The organism is Labrenzia sp. C1B70 (genome assembly GCF_000475395.1).
In the GTDB taxonomy this organism is placed as follows: Bacteria; Pseudomonadota; Alphaproteobacteria; order Rhizobiales; family Stappiaceae; genus Roseibium; species Roseibium algicola.
This window is the reverse complement of record NZ_AXCE01000012.1, coordinates 773,101-796,538: the sequence shown is the minus strand read 5'-3', so window position 1 is coordinate 796,538 and position 23,438 is coordinate 773,101. Positions and strand designations below refer to the sequence as shown.

General features: G+C 59.8%; 23 protein-coding genes. 9 read left to right on the top strand and 14 right to left on the bottom strand.

Annotation, left to right across the window (positions count from 1 at the left end):
- Positions 1-26 precede the first annotated feature (26 nt).
- Together Q666_RS51960 and Q666_RS64975 are read right to left on the bottom strand one after the other, a co-directional pair.
- Positions 27-350, bottom strand: a complete 324-nt coding sequence (locus Q666_RS51960) for a hypothetical protein (protein ID WP_152533365.1) — start codon at positions 348-350, stop codon at positions 27-29.
- A gap of 216 nt (positions 351-566) precedes the next feature.
- Positions 567-1,295 (bottom strand): S24 family peptidase, encoded by a 729-nt coding sequence (locus Q666_RS64975; protein WP_161633243.1) that lies wholly within the window; start codon positions 1,293-1,295, stop codon positions 567-569.
- A gap of 178 nt (positions 1,296-1,473) precedes the next feature.
- On the opposite strand from Q666_RS64975, the gene Q666_RS51950 reads away from it, so the two are divergent.
- The 5 genes from Q666_RS51950 (at position 1,474) to Q666_RS51935 (ending at position 3,586) form a co-directional block, all read left to right on the top strand.
- Entirely contained in the window at positions 1,474-1,821 is a 348-nt protein-coding gene (locus Q666_RS51950; RefSeq protein ID WP_023000398.1) for a hypothetical protein, read from the top strand.
- Positions 1,821-2,237: a hypothetical protein gene (locus Q666_RS51945; RefSeq protein ID WP_023000399.1), complete on the top strand. Its 417-nt coding sequence runs from the start codon at positions 1,821-1,823 to the stop codon at positions 2,235-2,237. The genes Q666_RS51950 and Q666_RS51945 overlap by 1 nt, the downstream gene beginning before the upstream one ends.
- A 155-nt stretch (positions 2,238-2,392) precedes the next feature.
- Positions 2,393-2,557, top strand: coding sequence for a hypothetical protein (locus tag Q666_RS66230; RefSeq protein WP_023000400.1), 165 nt, complete (start codon positions 2,393-2,395; stop codon positions 2,555-2,557).
- A gap of 86 nt (positions 2,558-2,643) precedes the next feature.
- Positions 2,644-3,027 carry a DUF6362 family protein gene (locus tag Q666_RS51940; protein ID WP_023000401.1) on the top strand — a complete coding sequence of 128 codons (384 nt, stop codon included), beginning with the start codon at positions 2,644-2,646 and terminating at the stop codon, positions 3,025-3,027.
- Positions 3,028-3,292: 265 nt separating this feature from the next.
- Complete coding sequence (locus Q666_RS51935; protein ID WP_031269092.1) at positions 3,293-3,586, top strand: hypothetical protein; 294 nt, start codon at positions 3,293-3,295, stop codon at positions 3,584-3,586.
- 57 nt (positions 3,587-3,643) lie between these two features.
- Here the strand turns inward: Q666_RS51935 and Q666_RS51930 are convergent, their stop codons facing one another.
- The 5 genes from Q666_RS51930 to Q666_RS51910 form a co-directional block, all read right to left on the bottom strand.
- Entirely contained in the window at positions 3,644-4,192 is a 549-nt protein-coding gene (locus Q666_RS51930) for a GNAT family N-acetyltransferase (protein WP_023000403.1), read from the bottom strand.
- Positions 4,189-5,412, bottom strand: a complete 1,224-nt coding sequence (locus tag Q666_RS51925) for a hypothetical protein (protein ID WP_031269093.1) — start codon at positions 5,410-5,412, stop codon at positions 4,189-4,191. The genes Q666_RS51930 and Q666_RS51925 overlap by 4 nt, the downstream gene beginning before the upstream one ends.
- 64 nt (positions 5,413-5,476) lie before the next feature.
- Positions 5,477-6,004, bottom strand: coding sequence for a tail fiber protein (locus tag Q666_RS51920; RefSeq protein WP_023000405.1), 528 nt, complete (start codon positions 6,002-6,004; stop codon positions 5,477-5,479).
- 10 nt (positions 6,005-6,014) lie between these two features.
- On the bottom strand, positions 6,015-6,533 hold the full coding sequence (locus Q666_RS51915; RefSeq protein WP_023000406.1) for a tail fiber protein: 519 nt from the start codon (positions 6,531-6,533) through the stop codon (positions 6,015-6,017).
- An 18-nt stretch (positions 6,534-6,551) separates the two neighbouring features.
- On the bottom strand, positions 6,552-7,064 hold the full coding sequence (locus Q666_RS51910) for a tail fiber protein (protein ID WP_023000407.1): 513 nt from the start codon (positions 7,062-7,064) through the stop codon (positions 6,552-6,554).
- 609 nt (positions 7,065-7,673) lie between these two features.
- Here Q666_RS51910 and Q666_RS51905 point away from each other — a divergent pair.
- Positions 7,674-12,557 carry a choice-of-anchor D domain-containing protein gene (locus Q666_RS51905; RefSeq protein WP_161633244.1) on the top strand — a complete coding sequence of 1,628 codons (4,884 nt, stop codon included), beginning with the start codon at positions 7,674-7,676 and terminating at the stop codon, positions 12,555-12,557.
- Between the two features lie 42 nt (positions 12,558-12,599).
- Here Q666_RS51905 and Q666_RS51900 read toward each other — a convergent pair whose 3' ends face one another.
- The 7 genes from Q666_RS51900 to Q666_RS51870 all read right to left on the bottom strand — a co-directional run bounded on the left by Q666_RS51900 (position 12,600) and on the right by Q666_RS51870 (position 20,375).
- Entirely contained in the window at positions 12,600-13,352 is a 753-nt protein-coding gene (locus Q666_RS51900; protein ID WP_023000409.1) for an ATP-binding cassette domain-containing protein, read from the bottom strand.
- On the bottom strand, positions 13,349-14,560 hold the full coding sequence (locus tag Q666_RS51895) for an alanine racemase (protein ID WP_023000410.1): 1,212 nt from the start codon (positions 14,558-14,560) through the stop codon (positions 13,349-13,351). The genes Q666_RS51900 and Q666_RS51895 overlap by 4 nt, the downstream gene beginning before the upstream one ends.
- Positions 14,561-14,574: 14 nt before the next feature.
- Entirely contained in the window at positions 14,575-15,528 is a 954-nt protein-coding gene (locus Q666_RS51890; RefSeq protein WP_031269094.1) for an ABC transporter permease, read from the bottom strand.
- 67 nt (positions 15,529-15,595) lie between these two features.
- On the bottom strand, positions 15,596-16,663 hold the full coding sequence (locus tag Q666_RS51885) for a substrate-binding domain-containing protein (RefSeq protein ID WP_023000412.1): 1,068 nt from the start codon (positions 16,661-16,663) through the stop codon (positions 15,596-15,598).
- Between the two features lie 137 nt (positions 16,664-16,800).
- On the bottom strand, positions 16,801-17,856 hold the full coding sequence (locus tag Q666_RS51880) for a substrate-binding domain-containing protein (RefSeq protein WP_023000413.1): 1,056 nt from the start codon (positions 17,854-17,856) through the stop codon (positions 16,801-16,803).
- A gap of 24 nt (positions 17,857-17,880) precedes the next feature.
- Positions 17,881-19,161, bottom strand: coding sequence for a M20/M25/M40 family metallo-hydrolase (locus Q666_RS51875; protein ID WP_023000414.1), 1,281 nt, complete (start codon positions 19,159-19,161; stop codon positions 17,881-17,883).
- Entirely contained in the window at positions 19,161-20,375 is a 1,215-nt protein-coding gene (locus tag Q666_RS51870; protein WP_031269095.1) for an ROK family transcriptional regulator, read from the bottom strand. The genes Q666_RS51875 and Q666_RS51870 overlap by 1 nt, the downstream gene beginning before the upstream one ends.
- Positions 20,376-20,901: 526 nt before the next feature.
- On the opposite strand from Q666_RS51870, the gene Q666_RS51865 reads away from it, so the two are divergent.
- From Q666_RS51865 to Q666_RS51855, 3 genes are read left to right on the top strand one after another with little or no spacing between them, the layout of a single operon-like run.
- On the top strand, positions 20,902-21,393 hold the full coding sequence (locus Q666_RS51865) for a hypothetical protein (protein WP_023000416.1): 492 nt from the start codon (positions 20,902-20,904) through the stop codon (positions 21,391-21,393).
- Entirely contained in the window at positions 21,365-22,945 is a 1,581-nt protein-coding gene (locus Q666_RS51860; protein ID WP_023000417.1) for a terminase, read from the top strand. The genes Q666_RS51865 and Q666_RS51860 overlap by 29 nt, the downstream gene beginning before the upstream one ends.
- Positions 22,855-23,421: a hypothetical protein gene (locus tag Q666_RS51855; RefSeq protein WP_152533364.1), complete on the top strand. Its 567-nt coding sequence runs from the start codon at positions 22,855-22,857 to the stop codon at positions 23,419-23,421. The genes Q666_RS51860 and Q666_RS51855 overlap by 91 nt, the downstream gene beginning before the upstream one ends.
- The last annotated feature ends 17 nt before the right edge of the window (positions 23,422-23,438 follow it).

The window sequence follows — 23,438 nt, the reverse complement described above, 5'->3', positions numbered from 1 at the left end:
CAGGCGCTTCGCCTTGTCTTTCGGCGTCAGGCCGCGACCCTGGCGGTGACACCGGCAAGCCGGGCGGTCAGACGTTCGGTTCGATAGTCCGACCAGTTTTCCGCGGTTTCCTCATCGTCTTCCCCGATCTCGGGGAAGGCGGCGGACAGGACCGTGCTGGTGATGTCGTTGCACCAGCCTTCCGCGGGATTGAATTCCAGAACCGCCTGAACCTTCTCGAGTTGCCCGGCCTGAAGATCCTCGATGATCCTGTGCAGGCTCATGTCTGCCAGATCGGTTTCCGGCGTATAGAAGCAGTTTCCGAGTTCGCAAATCACTGAATAGAACGACATGTCGAGGTTCAAAGCCAAAAAAGCCTCCATCTGAAATACGTTGAAAACGTATACGCAAATTGCGTACATGTCAAATCTTCGTTAATCGGCTATATGACAAAAGCGTATGACCGCCCCGAAGTGTTGGCGTCGCGTCAAGACGTGATCGGTCGCGGTAGACCGGTTGCGCGAAATGCGCGAGGGGGGGCGGGCCTAGTTTCGGCCTGAGAAGAAGTGGAGGCGGGGTCGGCGGCGCTAGACGACCTGCCGGATGACGCTCAATACCTTGGCTATGATGCGGACTTCCGTTGCTTCTTCATCGTGCTCGTTGAAAATCACCGGCTCCTGAAAGCGCGGATCGTTGGATTCCGGTTGCAGTTCTATCTGGCCGTTCCGGCGAATGATCCGCTTGGCGGTGCGTTCGATGGTATGGCCACCATCTCTGGTCCGCTCCACGACGGCAAGGTCTCCCGACTTGATCTCGATGCCGGCTTCCAGATAGTCGACGCACAGGATCAAATCGCCGCTCCAGGCGATCCGGTTGAGGCTTTCGCCATTGATTTGCAACAGATATTGGCTTTCGCTCGGAAAGCGAAGGTCTCCCGCGAAACTGGTTTTCTTGGTGGCGTCCGTCTCGAACAGTCCGGACTCCATCCAGAGGCCGGCAGCCACCTGGCCCTTGATCTCCAGAGGTGTGGCGGCTCTTGAGGGTGCGCTGGAGGCATCCAGATCGGTGATGGAATCGGGGGCGAGCGCAAGAATGTCTTCCCGGGTGATCGGTTGCGCGCCCTTGCCCAGGAGGACAGGGAGAAGCTTCGCCACGAAATCCGACGGCAGTGCAGGTTTCAGGTAGTCGGCGCTGAAGTAGCGCTGGATGGAAGAGGCATTCTGATAGCCCATGGCCCGTGCGATGGCGCGGATCGACAGGCCACTGCGGTCCTTCAGGTCCACAAGCTGGCGGGAGACTGCAGATTGTTCGTCCATATCCATAATTCGGTCACCAGGTCACGTAAGATGCATACGTGTTAGCAGTAAAAACGTACGGAGTCCAGTTGACATACGTACGCAATAAGCGTACGAAATTTGAGTCATCAAGTGAATGCGTGGGAGTGACGATGGAAGCTCAGACAATCCTTCGACAAATGGCAGAGGAGACCGGCCGATGAGGGACCTGAAGGACGAAATTGAGGAAGCGCAGGCAAAGGTCGCGCATCTGAGGATCAGGGCGGAACGACCGAGTGCCCGGCTGGAAGACGAGTTCGCGTTGGAAAAAGCGCGCAACAGGTTGCTGACTCTGGAGTTGCGGAACCTGAAGCAGGGCAGGGACGTGCGCGGCAGTTCCAGCCCGAAGGGCAATCCGGGTGTTGTCGGGAGCAGGCAGCACATGAGGCAAGCGCCCTTCGCAAAAAGAACAAATAGTGAACATTTGCCGCGTACGGCCAGGGAAAAGGCAGAAGCGGCTTTTGCAGCGGTGCAAGGTATCGCGGCGGAAAAGAAAGGTCGGGTCTGATGGCTTCGGGAGGACTGGTCGACAGGATCGCTGCCGAGTATGGCGTTCATTTCATCAGCCACACCAGACGGGTGCAAGGGCGGCACCAGTCGAAGGCCCGCAGAACTTGCCAGACCCTGCTGACGAAACACGGGGCGGAACATCTGCGCCTCGTCTTCGGTCTGATCAACACCGCCGAGAACCGGGGGAACTGGTCTGCGCCATGCTTTACTGCCGTTTCCTGGCTTGTCTTGAACAAGCCGGACTGGGTGGAACGGCGAGGTTTTCTGGACCAGTTCGACAGGATCGATCTGGAGGCGTTGCTTGGCAGTGCAAGACATATAAACCCATCCGCTCCGACCCTTACGCTCGCCGTTCTGCTCTCCTACGAACTTGACAAACTCCTGGAAACGGGCCGGGAGGGGATCGCTGCATGAGCACTATTGTCAGTTTGTGTCGGTTGATTACACTGCGGCCGTCAATCTTCGGCTGTATTGAGTCGCTCAGGGATTGCACGCTTGGATTGCCGCGCTCGGGGGAAGCGGCGCCGGACGGATCTTTCACCGGTATTTTGAGAGAGGGGGTTTTGAAAATGAACGGTTACCTGACGAAGGCACAGATTTTTGCCTTCGAACGCGGAGCGACCGCGTGCCGGGAAGGCAAGTCCCGTGAGGACAATCCTTATCCGCCGAAGGCCGATTATTTCGGTTTGTGGGAAGAGGGCTACCAGAAAGAGCGTGAGGGCCAGGGCAAATAACCGCCTCAGGCCTGCATCTTTGCTGCCGCGGGGCCGTTTGAGCGGCCGCGCGGTTCTGTGCCCACTACAGTTTCAAGAGAGACGATATGGAAACAAGCGTACCTGACCAGATCCTGGCCCGGTTGACGGAGGCTGTCGAAGTGATTGCGGTAACCGGAAAGGGTGACGGACCGCGGGCGGTCCTGGCAAGCTGGCCCGAATGCCAGGGCAAGATCGCCCGGCGTCGGCGCACCTACCCGCCCCGGGCGATCAGCCGGGCTGAAGAGGCGATCACCTGGTTCTCCCTGATCGAGGACCCGGATGCGCGCCGCGCCCTGCAGTTCGAAGTGATGTGCAAGGCGGGCGGCGGCAAGTTTTCCCGGATCTGCGAAAAATACGGCTGGAAACGCTCGACGGTTACCAGCCGCAACAAGGCTGTTCTGCGCCGGCTTGCGAAAAGGCTTGGTGAGGAAAGCCCCGTCGATCACTGAACGGTGCGACGTCGGACCGGAGGCGGGCTGGTGTCTTGCTGATCCGGGAATCGGCTTTTGAAAGAAGATGTCATTCCTCCTGCGTTGCGCCAATGCAGGAGGAATGCACGACTTGAAAGAGGGGCTTCGCCCTTGTTCTCAAAAGGTTTGCAGCAGGTTTTGCAATCGCCCCTTTACGGTTGTCGGAAGTTTGAACTACAACTTTTTAATTGCTCGTCCCCCGCGTCGACACCGGGACATTTGGACAGATGGTTTGGAGAAAATGATGACCGACTTGAAGACACTGACCCTTCACGACTTTGAAAAGCTGCTGGATCAGGTGTTCGAGGTCAGGTCGGTTCCGGCTGATATCCAGTTGTCGCTCGTGGAGGTCAAATTGATGGGCTCCGGCGAGCGGCAGGGAGGGGCTTTTTCCACGTTGTGGCAAGGTCCGCAGGAGCCATTGCTGGAGCAATCCATCTACAGGCTCTATCGGCCGGATTTCGGCGAGCAGGACGTGTTTCTGGTTCCGGTCGCGCAGAAGGAAGCCGGCATTCAGTATGAAGCCGTGTTCACCTGATCACATACTGTCTGACAGGCCGGTGGCCGCCGCAGTCTGGTGGCCGGGCTCGGTTCTTCAGGTTTGGCAGGGGTGTTCCATGAGATCATAGACGCCCTTGTCTTCCCGCTTTTCGAAACCGAGGCGGTGATAGAGCCGCATGGCAGGATTTTCCTTTTCGACATGAATGGAAAGCGCTTTGCCAACTTCTTGCGCCTCTTCCATCAGATCCTGCAAGACGGCGCTGCCAAGGCCTTGTCCCTGTACTTCGGGTATCAAGGCGATGTCGATAATCCGGTGTTCGCGGGTCCAGCGTTCCAGATAAAGCCTGCCAACAGGTCTGGCGTCTCGTTCTATCACCAGCCAGAGAGCGTCAGGATAATGCTCCTGATAATGTCTGTGCTGGGCTTCGAATTGCATCGCGATAAAGGCCTGCTTTTCGGCTTCCGTCCATGGAGTGCGCGCAAGCTCGGCCTTGCGCGTCGAACGGTATAGGCTTGCCAGAAACGGAAGATCGCCCGAATGCAAGGCCCGGTAGGTGATGCCCCGGGCCGCCGCGCGTGCGCGCGAGGCCAGGGACTTGTCTGTCTGCGGCATCGGCAGATCGATCGCAAACGCGGTCGTCATTCGGTGTTCGGTGTAACGTCCCGGGTCAGCGCGCTTACGGAAAGCGGTCCGCCCAGGGACGTCCAGGTCGCCGACCAGTGATCAAGCGATATCTGAGGCAGGTAGGAAGCCGTGTTTGACGCCGGATCGAGGGCGAAAAGGCTCAGGAGCGTATTGGCGTTCGGCTGAAGTTTGAGCGTGCTGCCACCATCCGCATGGGCGATGACCCGTGGAGCCGTCCAGGAGGTTTCCACGGAACTGGTCTGGTAGCTTGCGTAGACCGGACTGTCGGATCCTGAGACAGTCAGCGCAACCAGATAAATTCCTCCGTTGGAGGAGTTGGAAGCGGCCATGCTGCCGACAGGCGCATCAAACGTTGCAAACAGTGCCCAGTCGGAGAAGTCGAGTGAACTGACTTCGTCCTGAGCTTTCATGTAAATCTTGTTTCCGATGCGGGCAAAGATGTGAACGAGCGCATTGCCGTCGATGCAAAGGACAAGCTGTTCGAAGCCGGTCAGGCCGCCACTGATATCTTGCCAACCTTCCCAGCCCTCCGGCAGAAGCGGCCTGTCGGTGGACTGGAAGTTCAGATAAGGCACGCTGTCCGAATTGATGCCGGTGAGAATGATGCGGCCATCGGCATTCTGGGTTGCGGCGAGGCTCCGCAGTGCCCCGGCCATTTGTTGCCAGTCCGCCCAGGGCTGGCTCGGCGGAATTTCGACCGGCACCGTAACTTCAATTGGTGTCGTTGTGCCCGGTGGCACTACCTTGATGGTTTCCATCTGTACGGTGTTGTTGTTCTGGAAGCGCCACCAGATGGCGTTGTCCGGCGCCGAACTTGTGACGAAAATGTTCTGCCGACCGGTGACGCCGTTGATCAGCAACGTATCATTGAAACCTGGAACGCCGGCCGGTTTGCCGAGATCAAGCGGGTCAGCAAAACGCTGTGGTGCGTTTTCGTCCCGGTTTTCCCGGATATAGGCCAGGTTTCCGGACCCGCTGTCTTGCGCAAGCAGGGCAACATAGCCCTCCTGGGTCACGGATGCGTTGAGCCGTTCCGTGGCAAAGCTTGCATTGGTAAGTTGGGTAAAGGAGGCACTGAAAGCGCCGTTCTCGGACGTCTGATCCTTGTATTCAAGTGCTCCGTCCGGTGTGACTGCGGCAAAGAAAATCCGGAAATAGACCGGATCGGCCGTCACGTTCCCTTCAAATTCCTCGGGAACTGCTTCTTCGACTGACATGATGCGTTTCCTCTTGCTGATCTGAAGCCGGCGGCCTGGCCTGTCCGGCAACGTCCTGCATTGATTAGCCGCGGGAGGGGTAAAGCCCCTGGAGCGCAATAATGAAGTTCAGCGTCAGATACGGCTGAACATTGTCGTGTGACTGGCTACCGCCGGTGGCGGACAGCGTTTCCATGGCCATGTCGACCTGGTTCGTCTGAGTGTCCGTGTGGTAAAGCGAATCCAGGCCGGAGCTGGAAAAGGACGTCGATGACGAGGGGCCGGGAACGCCGCCGCTGCCACTGGTTGCTCGTGCCGTATGAGAATGTGAGGGGATCTGCGCTTCCGTCAGGGTGACGGTCGTAACACCAACCTTTTCCCCCAGTCTGCGGGATGTGAGGCCAGGGCCTCTGCCTGGATGCATCGGGGCACGTCCCTGCAGATCCGGCAGACCCATGGTGCTGCGTCCATCGCCGCCGTAGGTCGTTCCAATAAGCGAGAACAGCGCCGTGTTCTGGGAGATGGGAAGGAGCTGGCCGTCACAAAAGGCCCAGCTTCGAGGGGCGAAATTGCCTGCGAAAATTCGGATTTCAGCGATAAAGGGTTCCGACATGGTTCGCCTCCTAATGCCTGCTGGGGTAAACGCCGTAGAGCGCGATGATGAAATGCACGCATATTGTCGGCATCAGGTTGGTGTGCGACCGGGAGCCGCCAGAGTTTGAAATCATGTCTTGCGCCATGGAAATGTCCTGACTGGCATCGGCGTAGAAACTCACGCCTGCACCGGCTGCCGGAACATGCATCGCCGGCGACGTCTGGTCGGCCAGGCCGGTGTTGGCATTGAAGCCGTGCGAGTGACTGGCAAGTTGGTTAACCGTGAGCGTTTCGTTTTCCGACCCGCTTTTGGAGCCGAGCCGCCGCGGACTGAGGCCGGGGCCGGTGCCCGCGTGCAGCGGAATTCGTCCGCGCATGTCCGGCAGACCGAATGTGGTTCGGCCATCTCCGCCGTAGATGGTTCCAAGGAGTGAAAACAGGGCATCGTTTTGGGAAACTGCCAGCAGCTGACCGTCGCAGTAGGCCCAGCCGCGCGGTGCGAAATTACCGGCAAACATGCGGATTTCACCGACGAAAGGTTCAGACATTCTATGTCCTTTCGGAGATTAGTTGCGGGACGGAAACAGGCCTTGAAGGGCGATGCAGAAATTGAGCGTCAGGTAGGGCTGCATGTTGTTGTGCGCCTGCCCGCCACCTGCGTTGGTCACGGTTCCTGATCTCATCTGCGTCATCGTGCCGACTTCGTAAGGCCGATAGGCCTTGTCCGGTGCGATTTCGGATCCAAACAGGGCCATGTTGGGCGTTCTGCTGTTTCCTGCGGTGGAGACCGCTTTCACCGGGTGGGAATGTTCCGGGATTTCAGCTGCCGTAAGTGTGACGGTTTCCGCTCCCCCCTTCTGGCCGAGCTGATATCCGGCGCCCTCGTGGATCGGCGTCCGGCTGCGCAGGTCGGGCAGGGCGAATGTCGTCCGCCCATCTCCGCCATAGGTCGTGCCCAGCAGCGAATAGAGCGACTGGTTCTGATTGATCGGCAAAATCTGTCCGTCGGTAAAAGCCCAGCCGCGTGGCGCGAAATTGAAGCCGACAATCCGTATTTCGGCGAGAAATGGTTCTGACATGTTTCCTCCCGTTGCTTCCGAAGGAAGTTTCGGTCTTGCAGATGTTGTCTGGATTTCCTGCTCTTGCGAATCACAGGTTGCATGAAAGAGAAATAGGACTCAAATTACATTGCAACCTTCACACACATGTATTTCAAAATGCAATTATAAAATTTTGAAATCAGTTCCTGAATTGTTGAGTGTTCGTTACTGGAAATAGTGTTAAAGATCGCCAAATTCTGCAATTTTTAAGGGAATTATTCGCCTTAAAGAGGATGAAAGCCAATTCTGACCAAATCTTTCAACCATAGTTAGAATTTGTCAGAATTGAATCCTTTTTCCTGACGCAGATGTGGTCAGTCAAAAATGTGATCGGATTTGCGCTTGAATTCTATTTAAGTTTGAGCGTAGTAGAATTTAAACCAAAGATTGTTTTGATAAAAATCACGTTATAGTTGTGTTTGACAGCTAACAAAAACCGGGCCTTCGAGCCTTGGCTCTTTCTTTTTGGGGTGCAGCGACCGTGGTTCGCTCTGTGGTGATTTGATGATTTGTGACGTATGGGGAACCAGGCTCAGCAAAGCCGCGCGCGCAGGCGTCTTGTTGCGCTTTGTACAGCTGGCGTTTCTGATGCTTTTTCTGGGAGCCGTACCTGACGACGCGAAGGCGGCCTACACAGACTGTCCAAGCAATTCTGTCCCGCTCGATCCTCTCGTGTTGAACCTCACGCTGGATGAATGCACGCGGGAAAGTGGCATCGGACCTACGACGGCGGACGACGACTGGATATTGATCCAGGATCAGGGTTCTGGAAGCAGTCTCACCAATTTCGATATCAACAATGGTCCAAACGACCCGGGGAATGTACTCTCGTATTCCGTTACCAATGGAACGGATACCATCAACGTAACGTCGCCTGGTATTCAGACGATCGATTGTACCACGACATGCACAATCACCGGATCTTACGGTGCTACAGGCATTAATTTCACCTATCTTGATGCCGGTTCCAGCGGTGAAGTTACTCCACCGACGACGCCTCCAACATTCACCCAGGCATTCGCCCCCAGTACGATCGTGGCAAACGGCACCTCGACCGTCACATTCACGATCAACAACTCTGCGAACGGTGTGGACGCGACATCTCTCGATTTCACCGACAACTTGCCTTCGGGAGTGACCGTTGCCTCTCCGTCGAACGCTGCCACGACGTGTACCGGTGGCACACTCACGGCGACCAGCGGATCGGGTGTAATCAGTTACACTGGCGGAACCGCTGGGGCGGGTGCGACTTGTACCGTCAGTGCCGATGTGACGTCTGCAAGTGACGGAAGTTACGTCAACACCACAGGTGATCTCACATCATCGCTGGGAAATTCCGGGACGTCATCTGCCACGCTGACGGTTGCCTCTCCTGAAATCAACGTTCAGGGCAACGGGGTAAGCATCACCAGTGGGGACACGACCCCTTCGGCGGCAGATGATACCGAATTCGGCAGCGTCTCTGTTTCGAGCGGTACAAATGCAAACACCTTCACAATCCAGAATACGGGTAATGGAACGCTCTCACTGACCAGTGTGACGTCCTCTGACAATGCACAATTCGCAGTGTCGGGGACAACGGCCGGTTCGATACCGTCTTCGGGATCTGTAACCTTCACGGTCACCTTCGATCCGTCCGCGACGGGTTTGCAAACGTCAACGATTACGATCGTCTCGAGCGACGCGGACGAGAGTCCCTATACGTTCAGTGTTCAAGGAACAGGCATTGCACCCGAGATCGACGTCCAGGGAAACGGTGTCAGTATTGCCAGCGGGGATACGTCTCCGAGTGCGGCGGACGATACCGACTTCGGGAGTGTTGCGGTTTCGAGCGGATCTGTGGCGAATACGTTCACCATCGAGAACACAGGAACCGACACGCTGACGCTTACAAGTGTAACGTCGTCGGACAACACCCAGTTCGCTATTTCCGGTACGACAAGCGGTTCGATCGCATCTTCGGGGTCTTCGACCTTTACCGTCACTTTTGATCCCAACGCCGGTGGGAACCAGACTGCGACGATCACCATCGTTTCCGATGACATCGATGAAGGGACGTACACGTTCACGGTACAGGGGACTGGTATCGCACCGGAGATCAACGTCCAGGGAAACGGGACAAGTATCGTCAGTGGCGATACGACGCCGTCCGCAGCGGATGATACCGACTTCGGCAACGTTTCGGTTGCGAGCGGATCCAACGCAAATACGTTCACGATCCAGAACACCGGAACAGATGCGCTGACGCTGACGAGCGTGACATCTTCCGACAACACGCAATTCGCATTATCCGGGACGACCAGCGGCTCGATCGCCGCCTTGGGGTCTGCAACGTTTACGGTCACTTTTGATCCCAATGCGCTGGGAACGCAGACGTCGACAATCACGATTGAATCTAACGATCCCGACGAAGGAACATACACGTTTACTGTTCAAGGCACGGGTGTGGCACCGGAGATCAACGTCCAGGGGAACGGCACGAGTATCGCCAGTGGTGATACGACGCCGTCGGCTGCGGACGACACCGACTTCGGTAGTGTTTCAGTGTCCAGCGGAACCAATGCGAATGTCTTCACGATCCAGAACACGGGTACGGACACGCTGACGCTGACGAGCGTGACATCCTCGGACAATACGCAATTTGCGGTGTCTGGTACGACGAGCGGTTCGATCGCCGCCCTGGGGTCGGTGACGTTCACGGTCACTTTTGATCCCAATGCGCTTGGAACCCAAACGTCGACGATCACGATTGACTCCAACGATGCCGACGAGGGAATCTACACATTCAGGGTACAGGGCACGGGAACGTCCACGCCGAGTTTCACGCAGTCCTTTGCTCCAGCGACCATTCTGTCAGGTGGAACCTCGACGGTTTCCTTCGTCATCAACAATTCCGCCAACGCTGTCGCCGCGACCTCGCTGGATTTCACCGACAATCTCCCCGCAGGATTGACGGTTGCCTCGCCTGCAAACGCCTCAACCACCTGCACCGGGGGAACGATAACGGCGACGACAGGTTCTGGTGTGATTTCCTACACCGGAGGCACCGTTGCGGCCGGGGGCAGCTGTTCCTTGAGTGCGGACGTTACCGGCTCCACAGATGGTTCCTTCGCGAACACAACTGGAGACCTGACCTCCAGCCTTGGAAACTCCGGAACGTCTTCAAGCACTCTGACGGTTGCTACCCCTGAAATCGACGTGCAGCGTCCTGCAGGAAACTCTATTGCGGATAACGGAACGGATGCTCAGGGAACAGTAAACGTGGGAGACCAGCAAACACTGGTCTACACGATCGAAAACACGGGTACCGCGACGCTCACCCTGACCGGAACGCCAACCAGTGCCTCGGCAGGCAATGTTTCGGTCGATTCAATCTCCGCGCCGGGGCTCACAACGCTCGCGGGTGGTGCATCGACCACCTTCACTGTTCTCTACACGCCTAGTGCAATTGGCAATTTTTCGTTCGAACTCGATATTCTCAGCGATGACGCCGACGAACCCACGTATGACATCCTGGTGAGCGGTACTGCGATTGGCAGTCCGGAAATCGAGGTTTCATCGTCGACAGGCAATGCTGTATCGGACGGGGGAACAGACACCGTTCCCGGAATTGTCATGCCGGGAACAACGTCAACCATCACTTACACGATCACGAACACCGGGTCGGCCGTCCTGAACCTTACAACTCCAACGGTTGGTGCGAATGTTACCGGCACAAGCAACGTCACAGTCGACAGCTTCACATTGAGTTCCAACACCGTAAGCAGCGGTGGTGGAACGGCGACGCTGGCTGTGGCCTATACGCCAACAGCGCCTGGAGCGTTCGGGTTCGACTTCAACTTCGCCAATGACGATGCGGACGAAAACCCCTTCAACGTATCGGTGAGCGGGACGGCAAGCGGGGCGGCGGCGGCGCTGTCGGTCGTGTCGGGGTCCGGGCAAAGTTCCGAAGTCGGAACCCGGTTCGAGGCAGTTCTCGTCGCGAGAGCGACAGACGTCAACAACAACGCTGCTGCAGGTGTCAGTGTAACATTCACTGCACCGGCCGGTGGCGCGTCACTGACATTTGCGAGCACGGGAACCAACACGGAAACGGTGACCACGGCTGCGGACGGAACGGCGACCAGTTCCGTCATGACCGCAAACGCGGTTGCCTCGTCCTATAACGGCGGTGGTGCTCTCACGCCATATTCGGTGACGGCGAGTGCCACGGGGCTGAGCAGCGTCAGCTTCTCTCTCACCAATGACCGGGACGCATCGGCCGATATCCAGAAAACAAAGGAAGTGATTGCCTCCTTCGTGACAAGCCGGGCCAATGCAATCGTGTCCGGACAGCCTGATATCGTCTCGCGCCTGACCAGCGGCCCCTTTGGGCGGCAGCGTGGGCGCAACGGGTTCAATTTCGACGTTACGCCTACCTCGCAGTCCGGAAACTTCCAGTTCTCCCTGCGCGCCTTTGCCAATTCTCTTCAACAAGGTGGTGGCACAGGAAACAGTGCGGCAATGGCAGGAGCCGGGAGCGGCGTTCGCGCGGCGGATGCCGAGCCGGAACGGTACGCGGTCTTCGACAATTTCACTTCCTCCGGCACGATGAGTTACACGGCCGTCGGTCCGCAGGTGATGCAGGATGATACCCTCGCGATCCTGAGCGGCACCAACGGAGATGCACCTTCAGGCGGCGAGGGCAGTGCCGAGTGGCAGTCGGGATGGGACTTCTGGGCCCAGGGAACGTATGCAATTACCGATAACAATAGCAGCAACAGCAAGACCGGGCTGTTTTTTGCCGGGGTCGACTATCGCTACAAGGACCGGGCCGTCCTGGGCTTGTTGGGGCAGCTCGACCTGACCGAGGAAAGAAACGGTGCCGCCGATACCTCCGCCGACGGCGTCGGCTGGATGGCTGGCCCTTATGCTGTTCTCCGGGTTCATCAGAATTTCTATCTGGATGGTCTGGCGACGTATGGCCAGTCCTACAACACCGTGAATGCGCTTGGGCTTTTCGAAGATGATTTCAGAACGCAGCGGTTTCTGTTGCAGGGCGGTTTGACTGGCGACTTCAAGCTCAGTGAAACGACCAGGGTCAGCCCATTTGCCCGCATCACCTATTACTACGAAGAGCAGGAAAGCTACACGGACACATTGGGGCGGTTGATCCCGTCGCAGGATTTCGATCTGGGGCGGCTCGAGTTCGGACCAAAGGTCTCCTGGGACCTGCAGTTGAACGAGCTGCTGTTCTCGCCGTTCCTGTCGCTCTCCGGGATCTACGACTTCAACAAGTTGCAGGACGATACCCCGACGGATGCGACGCTTGCCTCTTCCGATGAAGATCTGCGGGCACGTGTGGAAGCCGGCGCGGGCCTGCTGGTGCCCGGCCGTAACATCCAGATTTCCGGGGAGGGCTTTTACGACGGGATCGGGACGTCCGACTTCCGCTCGTATGGTGCGACGCTTAACGTCACCATTCCGTTCTGATGTGAACAGACCAGCCTCCGGCAGTTGCCGGAGGCTGAAGGTTCAGGCTGCCTGGCCGGAAACGCCGGTGATCATGGAGACGATTTCGTTCTTGTCTGTCTCGCTGGTCTTGCGAACGCCGATCTGCTGACCACGGCGCAGGACGCAGATGCGGTCGGAGAGGCGGAAGACCTGATCCAGGCTGTGGCTGATGATCAGGATGGCGAGGTTCTTTTCCTTCAGCGATGCGACCAGCTGTTCGACCTTGGCCGTTTCCGCGACGCCCAGGGCAGCCGTCGGTTCGTCCAGCAGAACCAGCTTGCTGGCCCAGTGGGTGGCTCGCGCGATGGCAATGCCCTGCCGCTGGCCGCCACTGAGGTCTCGAATGACAGAGCCGGCGGAGGGGATGCGGACATCGAGTTCGTCGACCAGCTCCTGGCATTCCCGGCGCATGCGCTTCTTGTCGAGCAGCCCGAACGGCGGCTTGGTCAGTTCGCGGCCGAGGAACATGTTCATGTAGACCGGCTGCTGGTCAGCAAGAGCGAGGTCCTGGTAAACGACCTCGATGCCGAGACTGCGGGCCGAGCTGGCGTCGGAGAAGGATGCCGGCGTGCCGTCCAGCAGGATGTCACCCGAGGTTGGCTTATGGACACCGGAGATGATCTTGACCAGCGTTGACTTGCCGGCGCCGTTGTCGCCGACAAGAGCAACGATCTCTCCCGCGTGAAGGTCGAGTGAGAAGTTCTCGATGGCGACCACGCCACCGAACGCCTTGTGGATGTTCTTCAGGGACAGAACGGGATTGTCGGCGGTCATTGCTGAAACGCTCCCGGCCAGGAGACGGCATCTCCGAAGCCATTTTCGATTGTGGTGACGGCAGGCGTGCCAGCGCTGACACCGGAAATGCCGACGACAAGCGCCCGTGTGACGAAGGCCTGACCGCGGAAGCCGAAGACCACCGTGTCACCGGCGCGCACGGGTTTGGGCGAGGTGGCGTCGATCATCGCGTAATAGTCGATGGCGGAATAGTCAGGTATTTCGACCTCAAGCAGATCAGACTGGCGGGAAGTCGGCTCCGAGGAGACTAGGGCCTTGACCGGGTACTTCGGGAAGACCGGATCGATGTAGAGGCCACCACCGAAGCAGTAGGCCTTGCCACCGTGGTGGTGAGAGACTTCCGAGAGATAGAGCACGGCAGGATCTTCCGGGAGGTCTTCCACTGCATGAAGAGGTGTCGTGCCGTGGAGACCGTTGCCCGGTTCGCACTGGGTGGCACCGGCTTCGGCAAGGGCGCCGAGCACTGCGGAGGACGTGGTGCCAGGAGCGTTGATCTCGATACCACCGCGACCTGCGCTTGCCAGTGCTTCGGCGGCACGGGCGAGGGTCGACAGGTTTGGTGTCGGTTTGACCTTGCGCGTTTCCAGATCGAAAAGCAGGGCGGGGAAGGTCGTGATGCCGGCAAAGGCTCCACCTTCCAGGGCATCGAGTTCGGCTGCTACGGAGACGATGTCTTCCGCGTCGAAGCCGCCTTCATGGCCGCGATAGAAGGTGTCGCCTTCGGTCTGGATCCGGGCGAGCAGGTTCTGTGTCCTGCCGGCGGACTTGGCGGCAGCGGCAGCTTCCTGTGCTTTCTCAGCCGAGAACACCGTCCAGTAATCCGGTTGCAGTTTCGCAGCGGCAAAAGCGGCTTCCTGCCTCGGAACCTGGACCAGGTGGCCGAGATGCCCGGTCTTGAGGCCGGCACGGTCGCAGGCAAGGGCACAGGCCATGTCGACCGCGACGGAGCGGTCTATGCCGCCGCGCATGACTGCCTGGCAGAAACCGGAATGGCGTCCGACCTGCTTGGTCATGGCGAAGGTTTTCAGGCCGTGCTTGTCGGCCTCTCCCTTGAAAAGTCGAGCGTTGCGTTCGACCGCGTCCAGATCGAGAACATAGGCATTGGCAGGGATCTTGCCGGCCTGATGCAGCGCCATGGCGGCTTCGATGAAGGCCGGATTGCGGCGCATGAGAACGTCGAGAAACATCGTGGTCCTCCAGGTTACCGGCTGGTGTCGCGCAGGGAGACGGCGACTGCGACGAGAATGATGAGACCGCGGACGATCATCTGGTCGGAGACATCGAGCCCCATCAGGATCAGTCCGTTGTTGAGCATGCCCATCAGCAGCGAGCCGAGCAGGGCGCCAATGACGGAGCCCTTGCCGCCGTTGAGGGCGGTGCCCCCGACGATGACGGCTGCGATGACCGTCATCAGGTCGCTTTCGCCGAGCGTGTATTTGGCAGCCTGAAGGCGGCCGGCGTAGAGCAGGCCGGCAAGCCCTGCCATGGCGCCGCACAGCGTCAGCACGCTGAGGCGGATGCGCGGAACCTTGATGCCGGAAACCTGGGCGGCCCGGGGATTGTCGCCCGTTGCCACCACATGGGCGCCAAAGCGGGTGTTGCGATAGACGATGTGGCCGATGACGACGGCAGCGATGGTCCAGATGACCAGCGAGGGGATGGAGAACAGGCTGCCGGAGCCGAAGATGCCTGCGAAGGTGTCATTCAGCACCGGGATCGAGCGCAGGTCCGTCATGGAGCGGGCGATGCCGGCGAAGAGGCCCATGGTGGCCAGCGTCACCAGGAAGGACGGCAGGCGGAGATAGGCGACAAGGACGCCGTTCATGGCGCCGATCAGAGCTCCGGCGCCGATGCCGGCGATGACGCCGACGACCAGCGGGTAGCTTTGCAGTGCAAGCGCTGCGGCGAGAGCCGAGACGGCAACGACTGAGCCAAAGCTGAGGTCGATTTCCCCGGCGGACAGCGCGAAGACCAGACCGATGGCCATGATCGTTGCCGGTGCGGTCTGCAGAACGATGTTGGTCAGGTTGCGGGGCGACAGGAAGCCGACGTCGTGAAGGGTGAGAGCAAAGAAAAGAAAGATTCCGAGAAACCCGAAATAGATCACGCCTTGCTTGTAATCGAGTTGTCTTAGTCTCGAAACCGCCTGGGTCATGGATTGCCTCAAGTTCGAAGAGGTAGGTGACGGCAGGCCGCAAGGCGCGGCCTGCACGGAAAGGGATTTACTTGGCTGCTTCGGCAACGCTTTCGGGCGGATCCATCTTCATGGACTTGTTCCAGCCTTCGGTGACATTATCCGTGCCAACCGTGATGGCGTCGACCACCAGGAACGGATCGACGGACTTGCCGAGAAGGCTGGCCGCAGCGGACCGGGCGGCGTAGACGCCGATGCTGTAGGCTTCGTCCGCGATGATTGCCGCGGTGTTGCCGCCCTTCAACATGTCGAGGGCAACCGGCTCGTTGAGGTCGATGGTGACCACCTTGGTGGTGTCGTTGCCCTGCTGGCGCAGAACTGAGAGGACGCCAAGGGCAGGTTCCGCCCACGGCGTATAGATGCCGCCGAGATCCGGGTTCCGCGACAACATCGCCCGGGCGATGTCTTCGGCGTTTGCGGGATCGGTCATGCCGGACTCGATGGCGATTTCCATGTTCGGAAACTCGTTTTCGATGGTCCATTTGAACGCCTGGTCACGCTGGTTGGTGACCGGGAAATCCGCATCGTGGAACATGTAGCCGACCGTACCCGTCTCGCCCATGGACGCAGCGAGTGCCCGGGCAGCCTTTTCGCCGATCTGAACCAGGTCGGCGGAGACGACGGTGACATAGTCCTTGCCATGGGTGAAGCCATCGACGGCGTTGTCGACGAAGACAAGCTTCACGCCGGCATCGCGGGCGATGCCATAAACGGTCTGTGCTGTGGTCGGGTCGATCGGCAGGGATACGATGATCGACGGCTGGTTGGCCATGATCGTCTCGACGTCGGACTTCTGGCGGGCAGAGTCAAAGCCGGCGTCGGTCTCGGCAACGACCTTGATGCCGAGCCGTTCGAACTCGTCCTTGGCGCCGCGTGCGACCGCGTTGGACCAGTCGTAGAGCTCGTGCCAGGCAAAGGCGGCCGTGTAGTTGCCTTCGGCTACTTTCGCGACTTCGGCATCGGTCAGCTCGAGCGTTGCGACCGGGGTCGGGGCTTCGCCCTTGGGGCCAACCGTTTGCGGGCGGTCAGCAGCCGAGGCCAGGGCGGTCATGCCGACCAGCAGTGTCGACGCCAGGAGTGTCTGTAACTTGAACATGCGACTTCTCCGTAAGGTTCGGTATTAACCGTCGGAAAGACGGTGTTGCTTCTCGGAGGTCCGTGCGGGTTTTTAGAATTGTTGTGAGGACCTGTTGGCCGGCAGGCTGTGATGGGGCAGCCTGCCGGAATGCCGGGTCAATTCGCGGAGGTAACGCTTGCCGGCGGGTCGATGTTGAGGGACTTCTTCCAGCCCTCGGCAACGTTGTCTGCAGTCACGGTGATGGCCGGTGCCGCGATGAAGGGCGGAACGTCCTTGTCGACGAGGCGCAGTGCTGCGGCAGCTGCCATGGCGCGGCCGAGTTCATAGGCTTCGTCCGCAACAATGGCTGCAACGTTGCCGCCGCGGACCATGTCGAGAGCTACCGGCTCGGACAGATCGAGTGTGACGATCTTGGTGTCCTTGTTGCCGTTGGCACGCAGAGCTGCGAGCACCCCTTCGGCCGGGCCGGCCCAGGTCACATAGATGCCGCCGAGATCCGGGTTCTTGAGCAGCATGGCGTTGGCGATTTCCTCGGCGCGAGCCGGGTCGCTGATGCCTTGTTCCGCAACGATCTTGATGTCCGGATAGTCGTTTTCGATGGTCGACTTGAAGGCGTTGTCACGCTGGTTGGTCACGTAATAGTCGGCGTCGTGGAAAATCCAGCCGACGGTGCCCTTGCCGCCCATGGCGCTGGCGAGCGCGTCGGCAGCCTGTTTGCCCATCTGGTAGAGATCGTCGGTCACGATGGCCGCATAATCGCGCGGGTGCTCATAATCGGCGGGCAGGTTGGACAGGAAAACCAGGGAAACACCGGCATCGCGGGCTTCCTTGAAGGCGGCGGCGGATGTGACCGGGTCAAGCGGTAGCGACAGGATGATGTTGGGTTCCTTGGCCATGGCCGTTTCAACGTCGCTGCGCTGCTTGGCGGCATCAAAGCCGGCGCTGGTGGTTGCGACAACCTCGATGCCGAGGCGCTTGAACTCGTCCGTTGCACCGGCTGAGACCGCGTTCACGAAATCGGACTGGTCGTGCCAGAGCAGGGCGGCCTTGTACTTTGCATCCTTGATGGCGGTGACGGCATCGTCGGGAACCGTCACTTCGGCGGAAAGCGTTGCCGCTTCGCCCTTGGGACCGACCGTCTGGGCCATGGCGGAGACGGACATCAGCCCGAGAAGGGCGGATGTCGCCAGATGTTTGACTAGCAGTTTCATTTCTAACCCTCTGTTATGTTTGGTTCAGTCTGCTTCTTCTTCCAGGCCGCAATAGTCGGCCACGAACAGCGCGAAAGCCCTGACGGCTGCCAGATAGCTTTCCACCTCGATGCGCTCTTCGAATGTGTGTGCGACGCTGATGTCCCCAGGTGCGCAGTAGACCGCGGGACACCCGATCTCGTTGACAAGAAAGGGAGATTCCGACCAGTAAGGTGCGCCGCCGATGGCGCCGCCGGATAGGTTCTGGCCGTTCGTGGCGACCTCGACGCAGCGGGACAACTGCAGGGCGGCGGGGGTTTCGCGGGAGATCTCGACGGGTGAGCCGCCGAAGCGGTGATCACGGCCGGCGGGGTACGCAATCCCGATGCCGATGCCGTCGGCCACTGGAGCCGACCGGACGACCGCTTCAAAGGCGGCGACCGCCTCATCCAGGTTCTCGCCGGGGCGGAGCTTGCGGATCAGGGAGAGCTTGCACTCGCCCGGAACGGCAATATAGCCGCCGCCATTGATATGCGTGACGAGGATGGAGGAAGCGCCGACCAGATCGTGCTTCGGTCCTGCTGCCAGTTCCGCCTCATGTTGCCAGAGGTTGCCCAGAATTGCGTGGGTTGCCTTCAGGGCATCGACGCCCAGCTCCGGCGTGCCGAAATAGGCGGATTTGCCGGTTATGGTGATATCGGCAATGAAAAATCCGATCTGGGCCGTATAGACATCCAGCCTGGTCGGTTCGACATAGACCGCGAAATCCGGCTTTGCGATGGTGCCGTCCTCGACCCTTTTGACGAGATCGTGAGCGCCGGCGCTGACGCCGGTGCCCGGTTCGCCGCTTTCCTCATCGCCGATGAAAGCGAAGGAGAGGCCGCCGGCGAGACGGTAGCCCGCCTTCTGCAAGAGCCTGAGGCCGCCAAGTGCGGCGCAGATGCCGCCCTTGAGATCGCAGGCGCCGCGGCCCCAGATCTCACCGTCTATCAAGGCGCCGCCGAAGGGACTTTCCTGCGGCTTGCCCTGCCAGGCTTCCTGCCAGCCGCGCACATGCACGGTGTCGGTGTGGCCGACGAAGAGGAGGTGGGGGGCATCGTCACCGGGGACCGGCTGGTGCTGGCCCCAGACGTTGAGGCGGCCGGGCAGGAATTCGCCGGAGCCGGTTTCAAGACCGAGCGTTTCCATTTGCGACTTCAGGAAGGTGGCAAAGCCGGTTTCGTTGCCGGTGACGCTGTCAATCGACAGTGCGCCGCGAAGCAGGTCGATGTCGGCGTCCCGGTCCTGCGTGGCCAGCAGCTTTTCATGCAGGTTTGAGGAAACCATCAGGCCGCTCCCTTCTTGAAGGTTTCGATGGACGGCGGCGGAACGGCGATTTCAACGCCCTTGAGGCCTTCGGTGAACAGCGACAGGTGCAGGCGGGAGAGGGCGACGGAGGCACCGCCGGCAAGAGCTGCGTGATTGCCGAGCGTCGACTTCTCGATCAGCACCGGACGCGGAAAGCATCTGGAAATGAATTTGCGGACATTGCCGAAGAGCTCGTCCCGTGTGCCGATGGAGCCGCCGATGACGATGCAGGACGGGTCCATGACCGCTGCCAGCGCTGCCATGACGCGGGCGACCTGGCGGGCGATTTCTTCCAGTGTTTCATTGGCGGCAGTGTCGCCTGTGTTTGCGGCGTCGAAGATGTCCGGCACGTCCAGTGTTCTGCCGGTCTTGCTTTTATAGAGATCGGTGATGGCGTGGGTGGCGGCGACACGTTCCAGGGCACCGACTTCCAGGCTTTCCGGTTCGAACGGATCAGCGCCGAAGGGCAGGTAGCCGATTTCACCGGCAGCGCCGTTCATGCCCCGGTGGAGCTGGCCGCCGATGACGATGCCCGCACCGATACCGGTGCCGATGGAGACGTAGATCAGGTCGTCCTTGTCGCCGCGTTTGGTGAGCCAGTGTTCACCCAGGGCAGCAAGGTTGACGTCGTTTTCGATAAAGACCTCGATGCCGAGGATCTCCCGCCAAAGACCGGGGGCGTCGATGTCGCCGATGCCGGGGATGTTTGGGGCCATGCGGATGTGGCCGGTAGCCGGGTCCGGAGCGCCCGGAACGCCAATGACGGCGACACGAGGCAGCTTGAGCGAGGGGCTGGCTTCGGTCGCTGCCCGGCGGATGAGGTCCGCGACCTGATTGACGACGGCGATGCCGCCCTGCCTGTCGGTCGGCTCCACCAGCTCCGAGACGACGGCCCCGGTCAGGTTGCAGATGGCAACACGGATCTTGGTGCCACCGAGATCGACGCTGGCAACGGATGCCGCATCCGGCACGATTTCATAAACCACGGCACGGCGGCCGATATGGCCTTCGGTCTGGCCAACCGTGCGCACCCAGCCTTCTTCTTCCAGATTGCCGACGATTTCCGAAACCGTCTGTTTCGACAGGCCGGTGATCTTGGAGACGCTCGCCCGGGAGATCGGGCTGTAGCTGGCAATCGCCTGGACGATGGCACTCAAGGACATGCGTCTGGAGATGTTCGAGGGGTCTGCCAAGGCTACGCTCCATTAGTTCGTTCTGTTACCGAACTAATTAGATTTTGAGACACGAGTCAAGCGGTGCATTGAAAAATCGGGAGAGATTGAAAGCAGGTTGAGGGGGGCGGCGAGAGAAAAACGATGTCTGAGCAATCGAAAAGACAAGCGCGTGAAGGCAGTTGCGGGTGGGGCAGGAAGGGCCGAAAAAAATGTTCCGATGCGCACAACGGAGGCAGTCACCAAGTTCCTGTTTGCAAGAGTGATTTTGAAAAATGCGGTCTAAACAGTGGCTTCAGACATTGGGGCGACGTGGACAGCTTCGACAAAACCGGGCAAAAAGGGGCTTCCTTATTTTACCGTGGATCAGTGTGCCCAAGAGGCCTGGTACCGGTTTTACGCTTCTTCCCAAAACCAAAGACAATTTCAGCAAGGCGCAGGCTTTTGCATTTGGTGCTTCGAGCGCCGGGGCCAAGGACCGGCGGTGGGGAAGCTGCGGACCGTGTCTTGAACTGACCTCCAGACGAATTGCAGGAAAGTGCGACCCATGACTTTGCCAGAAGGGGGCGGCAGCGCGCTGAAGTGGCCGACAGCCAGAGCGCGCCGGAAGGTGTGCGCGGAGTTTTGCGCGCATATTGCCGCCGGATATTCGATCGACAGTTTTCCGGACGCCGACCGCCGGACGATCCGCTATTACGCCGAACAGTTTCCCGAGGACTTTCCGCCCGCGAGGCTGGAAGAAGCCGCCCGGCGCGGCCTTCTGGAGTGGGAGCGGATCGGCAAGGACGGCGCAAGGGGAGAGCTGGCGAAATTCAACGCCAGCGCCTGGACCTTTGCCATGAAGAACCGTGCTGGCTGGCGGGACCGGACGGAGCCTGATGCCTGGCCTGTCTGGAGCGGGCCGGAAGACAGCCAGACACTCGAGACACTCGAGACATTGAAACCGCGCAGCTCGGAGGAAATCGCTCTGGGCGTGATGGCATTGCTGACCGGAAAGGATATGCCAAAGGATGGCGACGGCCCTCGAAACGCTGATTGACCACATCGACCAGATGCCCGCGGACGAGCGGGTTGCCTTGCAGAAACAACTGGATGAGGCGGGGGTGCTGGACCAGTTTTCCGTCTGGCGGCCTCAGGCCGGACCGCAAACGGAAGGCTATTTCTCAAAAGCCGATCTGACGCTTTACGGCGGTGCGGCGGGCGGCGGCAAGACGGATCTGATTGCAGGACTGGCGCTGTTTGCCCACCACAAGGCGGCGATCTTCCGCCAGTCGCTCAAGTCCCTGAAGGGCTTGAGCGAACGCATGAACGCGCTGATGCGGCAGGCGGGCATGGGCAAGATTTCCGGCAATCCGCCAAGGTGGACCGGGCCCGACGAGCGGCTGATCGAATTCGGGCATCTGGGTCTGCCGGGCGCGGAAGAGGACTGGCAGGGCCGTGACCATGACCTGAAGGCCTTCGATGAAGGGGCGCAGATGGACCCGCGCAAGATCATCTTCGTGCTCGGTTGGCTGCGCACGACACGGAAGGGGCAGCGCTGCCGCGGGTTGATCGCCACCAATCCGCCACTGGGCGGACAGGGGGACTACCTGAGCGACTGGTTCGCGCCCTGGCTCGATCCGCTGCATCCGCTTTATGGCAAGGTGCAGCCGGGCGAGATCCTGTGGGCGGTGTTCATCGACGACGGCGATGCCATCCGCACGGTGTGGGTGGACGGGCCGGAGCCGGTGGAGATCGAAGGCGAAGTCCGCACCCCAAAGAGCCGGACCTTCATTCCGGCCCGGCGGCAGGACAACCGCTTTCTGGGAACGGACTACGATGCCCAGCTCGACCAGATGCCGGAGCCGATGCGCACGGCGCTGAAGACGGGAGACTTTCTGGCGGCCCGACAGGACCACGAGTGGCAGGTTATCCCGTCCGACTGGGTGGACCTTGCCTTCGAGCGATACGACCAGGGCATCGATCGGGACGAACCGATGACAGTGCTGGCGGTGGACGTTGCCCAGGGCGGGAAGGACCGGACGGTGCTGCAGCCGCTGCATGGCCGGCGCTTTGAAACCAACATCGTGCGCAAGGGCGCCGACACGAAGGATGGTGCGGATGTCGGTTCGCTGATCATCCGCGAGCGGCGCGACAATGCGATGATCGTGGTGGACTGCACGGGCGGCTGGGGCGGGGACACGGTTGGGTTCCTGAAGCGGGAAAACAACATTCCGGCGGAAAAATGCGTCTTCTCCGCCCAGTCGGGCGAGAGTGCGAAGGACAGCAGGATCCCGTTCTACAACTTGCGCGCCGAACTTTACTGGCGCTTGCGCGAGGCCTTGCACCCCAAGAGCGGGCTGGGGCTGGCAATCCGGCGTTCGGCGACGGTGAAGGCGCAGTTGACGGCGCATCGCTGGAAAATGCGAAACGGGAAAATCCTGATTGAGAGCAAGGAAGAGATCAAGGAACGGCTGGGCTCTTCCCCGGACGAGGCGGATGCGATTGTCGAGGCATTGGGATGGAAACAGAAAGCGGAGCTGAAGAAGGTTCTGAGAACCGGGGCCGAAAGCCGGATGGCGCCACTGGGCGACCCGCTGGACGGTTTCTGATCCGCGACCTTTGCCTGCGGGACGCCAGCTTCATCGCTGCCAACATGCGCGATCAGGACCTGCGCGAGATCGCCTGTCTGTGGAAGGAATGGGACACGCGCGCGCTGGCGGCCTGCGCGTTGCAGACGGCGGTGCGGGGCATGGTGTGGTCGCTCTGGTACGACGGCCAGCCGGCGGCGGCCTATGGCTTCAGCCGGGCATCCGCCTTCGATCCGGACCACTGGCAGGCCTGGGCCTTCGGCACGGACCGATTCCGCCGATGTGTGCCGGCGATCACACGGCACTTGCTGGATATCCGGCAGATTGTGGAACGGGAATGCCGGCGGCTGCAGGTGATTACGCTGGAAAATCATGACATTGCCCATGGCTGGATCGAGGCGCTGGGCGCAACACGGGAAGGGCGGCTTAGAGCCTATGGCCGGGGCGGCGAGGACTTTTTTGTCTACGCCTGGGTAAGGGGGGACAAGCGGCCATGAGCGTTGTTCGAAACCGG

Excerpts from the sequence above, each read along its gene's own strand:
- Q666_RS51925 (WP_031269093.1), bottom strand. The coding sequence starts at position 5,412 with ATGTCAGTCGAAGAAGCAGTTCCCGAGGAATTTGAAGGGAACGTGACG.
- Q666_RS51875 (WP_023000414.1), bottom strand. The coding sequence starts at position 19,161 with ATGGTTTCCTCAAACCTGCATGAAAAGCTGCTGGCCACGCAGGACCGG.
- Q666_RS51895 (WP_023000410.1), bottom strand. The coding sequence starts at position 14,560 with ATGTTTCTCGACGTTCTCATGCGCCGCAATCCGGCCTTCATCGAAGCC.
- Q666_RS51860 (WP_023000417.1), top strand. The coding sequence starts at position 21,365 with ATGGCGACGGCCCTCGAAACGCTGATTGACCACATCGACCAGATGCCC.
- Q666_RS51865 (WP_023000416.1), top strand. The coding sequence starts at position 20,902 with ATGACTTTGCCAGAAGGGGGCGGCAGCGCGCTGAAGTGGCCGACAGCC.
- Q666_RS51880 (WP_023000413.1), bottom strand. The coding sequence starts at position 17,856 with ATGAAACTGCTAGTCAAACATCTGGCGACATCCGCCCTTCTCGGGCTG.
- Q666_RS51915 (WP_023000406.1), bottom strand. The coding sequence starts at position 6,533 with ATGTCTGAACCTTTCGTCGGTGAAATCCGCATGTTTGCCGGTAATTTC.
- Q666_RS51935 (WP_031269092.1), top strand. The coding sequence starts at position 3,293 with ATGACCGACTTGAAGACACTGACCCTTCACGACTTTGAAAAGCTGCTG.
- Q666_RS51910 (WP_023000407.1), bottom strand. The coding sequence starts at position 7,064 with ATGTCAGAACCATTTCTCGCCGAAATACGGATTGTCGGCTTCAATTTC.
- Q666_RS51950 (WP_023000398.1), top strand. The coding sequence starts at position 1,474 with ATGAGGGACCTGAAGGACGAAATTGAGGAAGCGCAGGCAAAGGTCGCG.
- Q666_RS51920 (WP_023000405.1), bottom strand. The coding sequence starts at position 6,004 with ATGTCGGAACCCTTTATCGCTGAAATCCGAATTTTCGCAGGCAATTTC.
- Q666_RS51940 (WP_023000401.1), top strand. The coding sequence starts at position 2,644 with ATGGAAACAAGCGTACCTGACCAGATCCTGGCCCGGTTGACGGAGGCT.
- Q666_RS66230 (WP_023000400.1), top strand. The coding sequence starts at position 2,393 with ATGAACGGTTACCTGACGAAGGCACAGATTTTTGCCTTCGAACGCGGA.
- Q666_RS51855 (WP_152533364.1), top strand. The coding sequence starts at position 22,855 with ATGGAAACAGAAAGCGGAGCTGAAGAAGGTTCTGAGAACCGGGGCCGA.
- Q666_RS51930 (WP_023000403.1), bottom strand. The coding sequence starts at position 4,192 with ATGACGACCGCGTTTGCGATCGATCTGCCGATGCCGCAGACAGACAAG.
- Q666_RS51945 (WP_023000399.1), top strand. The coding sequence starts at position 1,821 with ATGGCTTCGGGAGGACTGGTCGACAGGATCGCTGCCGAGTATGGCGTT.
- Q666_RS51885 (WP_023000412.1), bottom strand. The coding sequence starts at position 16,663 with ATGTTCAAGTTACAGACACTCCTGGCGTCGACACTGCTGGTCGGCATG.
- Q666_RS51900 (WP_023000409.1), bottom strand. The coding sequence starts at position 13,352 with ATGACCGCCGACAATCCCGTTCTGTCCCTGAAGAACATCCACAAGGCG.
- Q666_RS51905 (WP_161633244.1), top strand. The coding sequence starts at position 7,674 with ATGCTTTTTCTGGGAGCCGTACCTGACGACGCGAAGGCGGCCTACACA.
- Q666_RS51890 (WP_031269094.1), bottom strand. The coding sequence starts at position 15,528 with ATGACCCAGGCGGTTTCGAGACTAAGACAACTCGATTACAAGCAAGGC.
- Q666_RS64975 (WP_161633243.1), bottom strand. The coding sequence starts at position 1,295 with ATGGACGAACAATCTGCAGTCTCCCGCCAGCTTGTGGACCTGAAGGAC.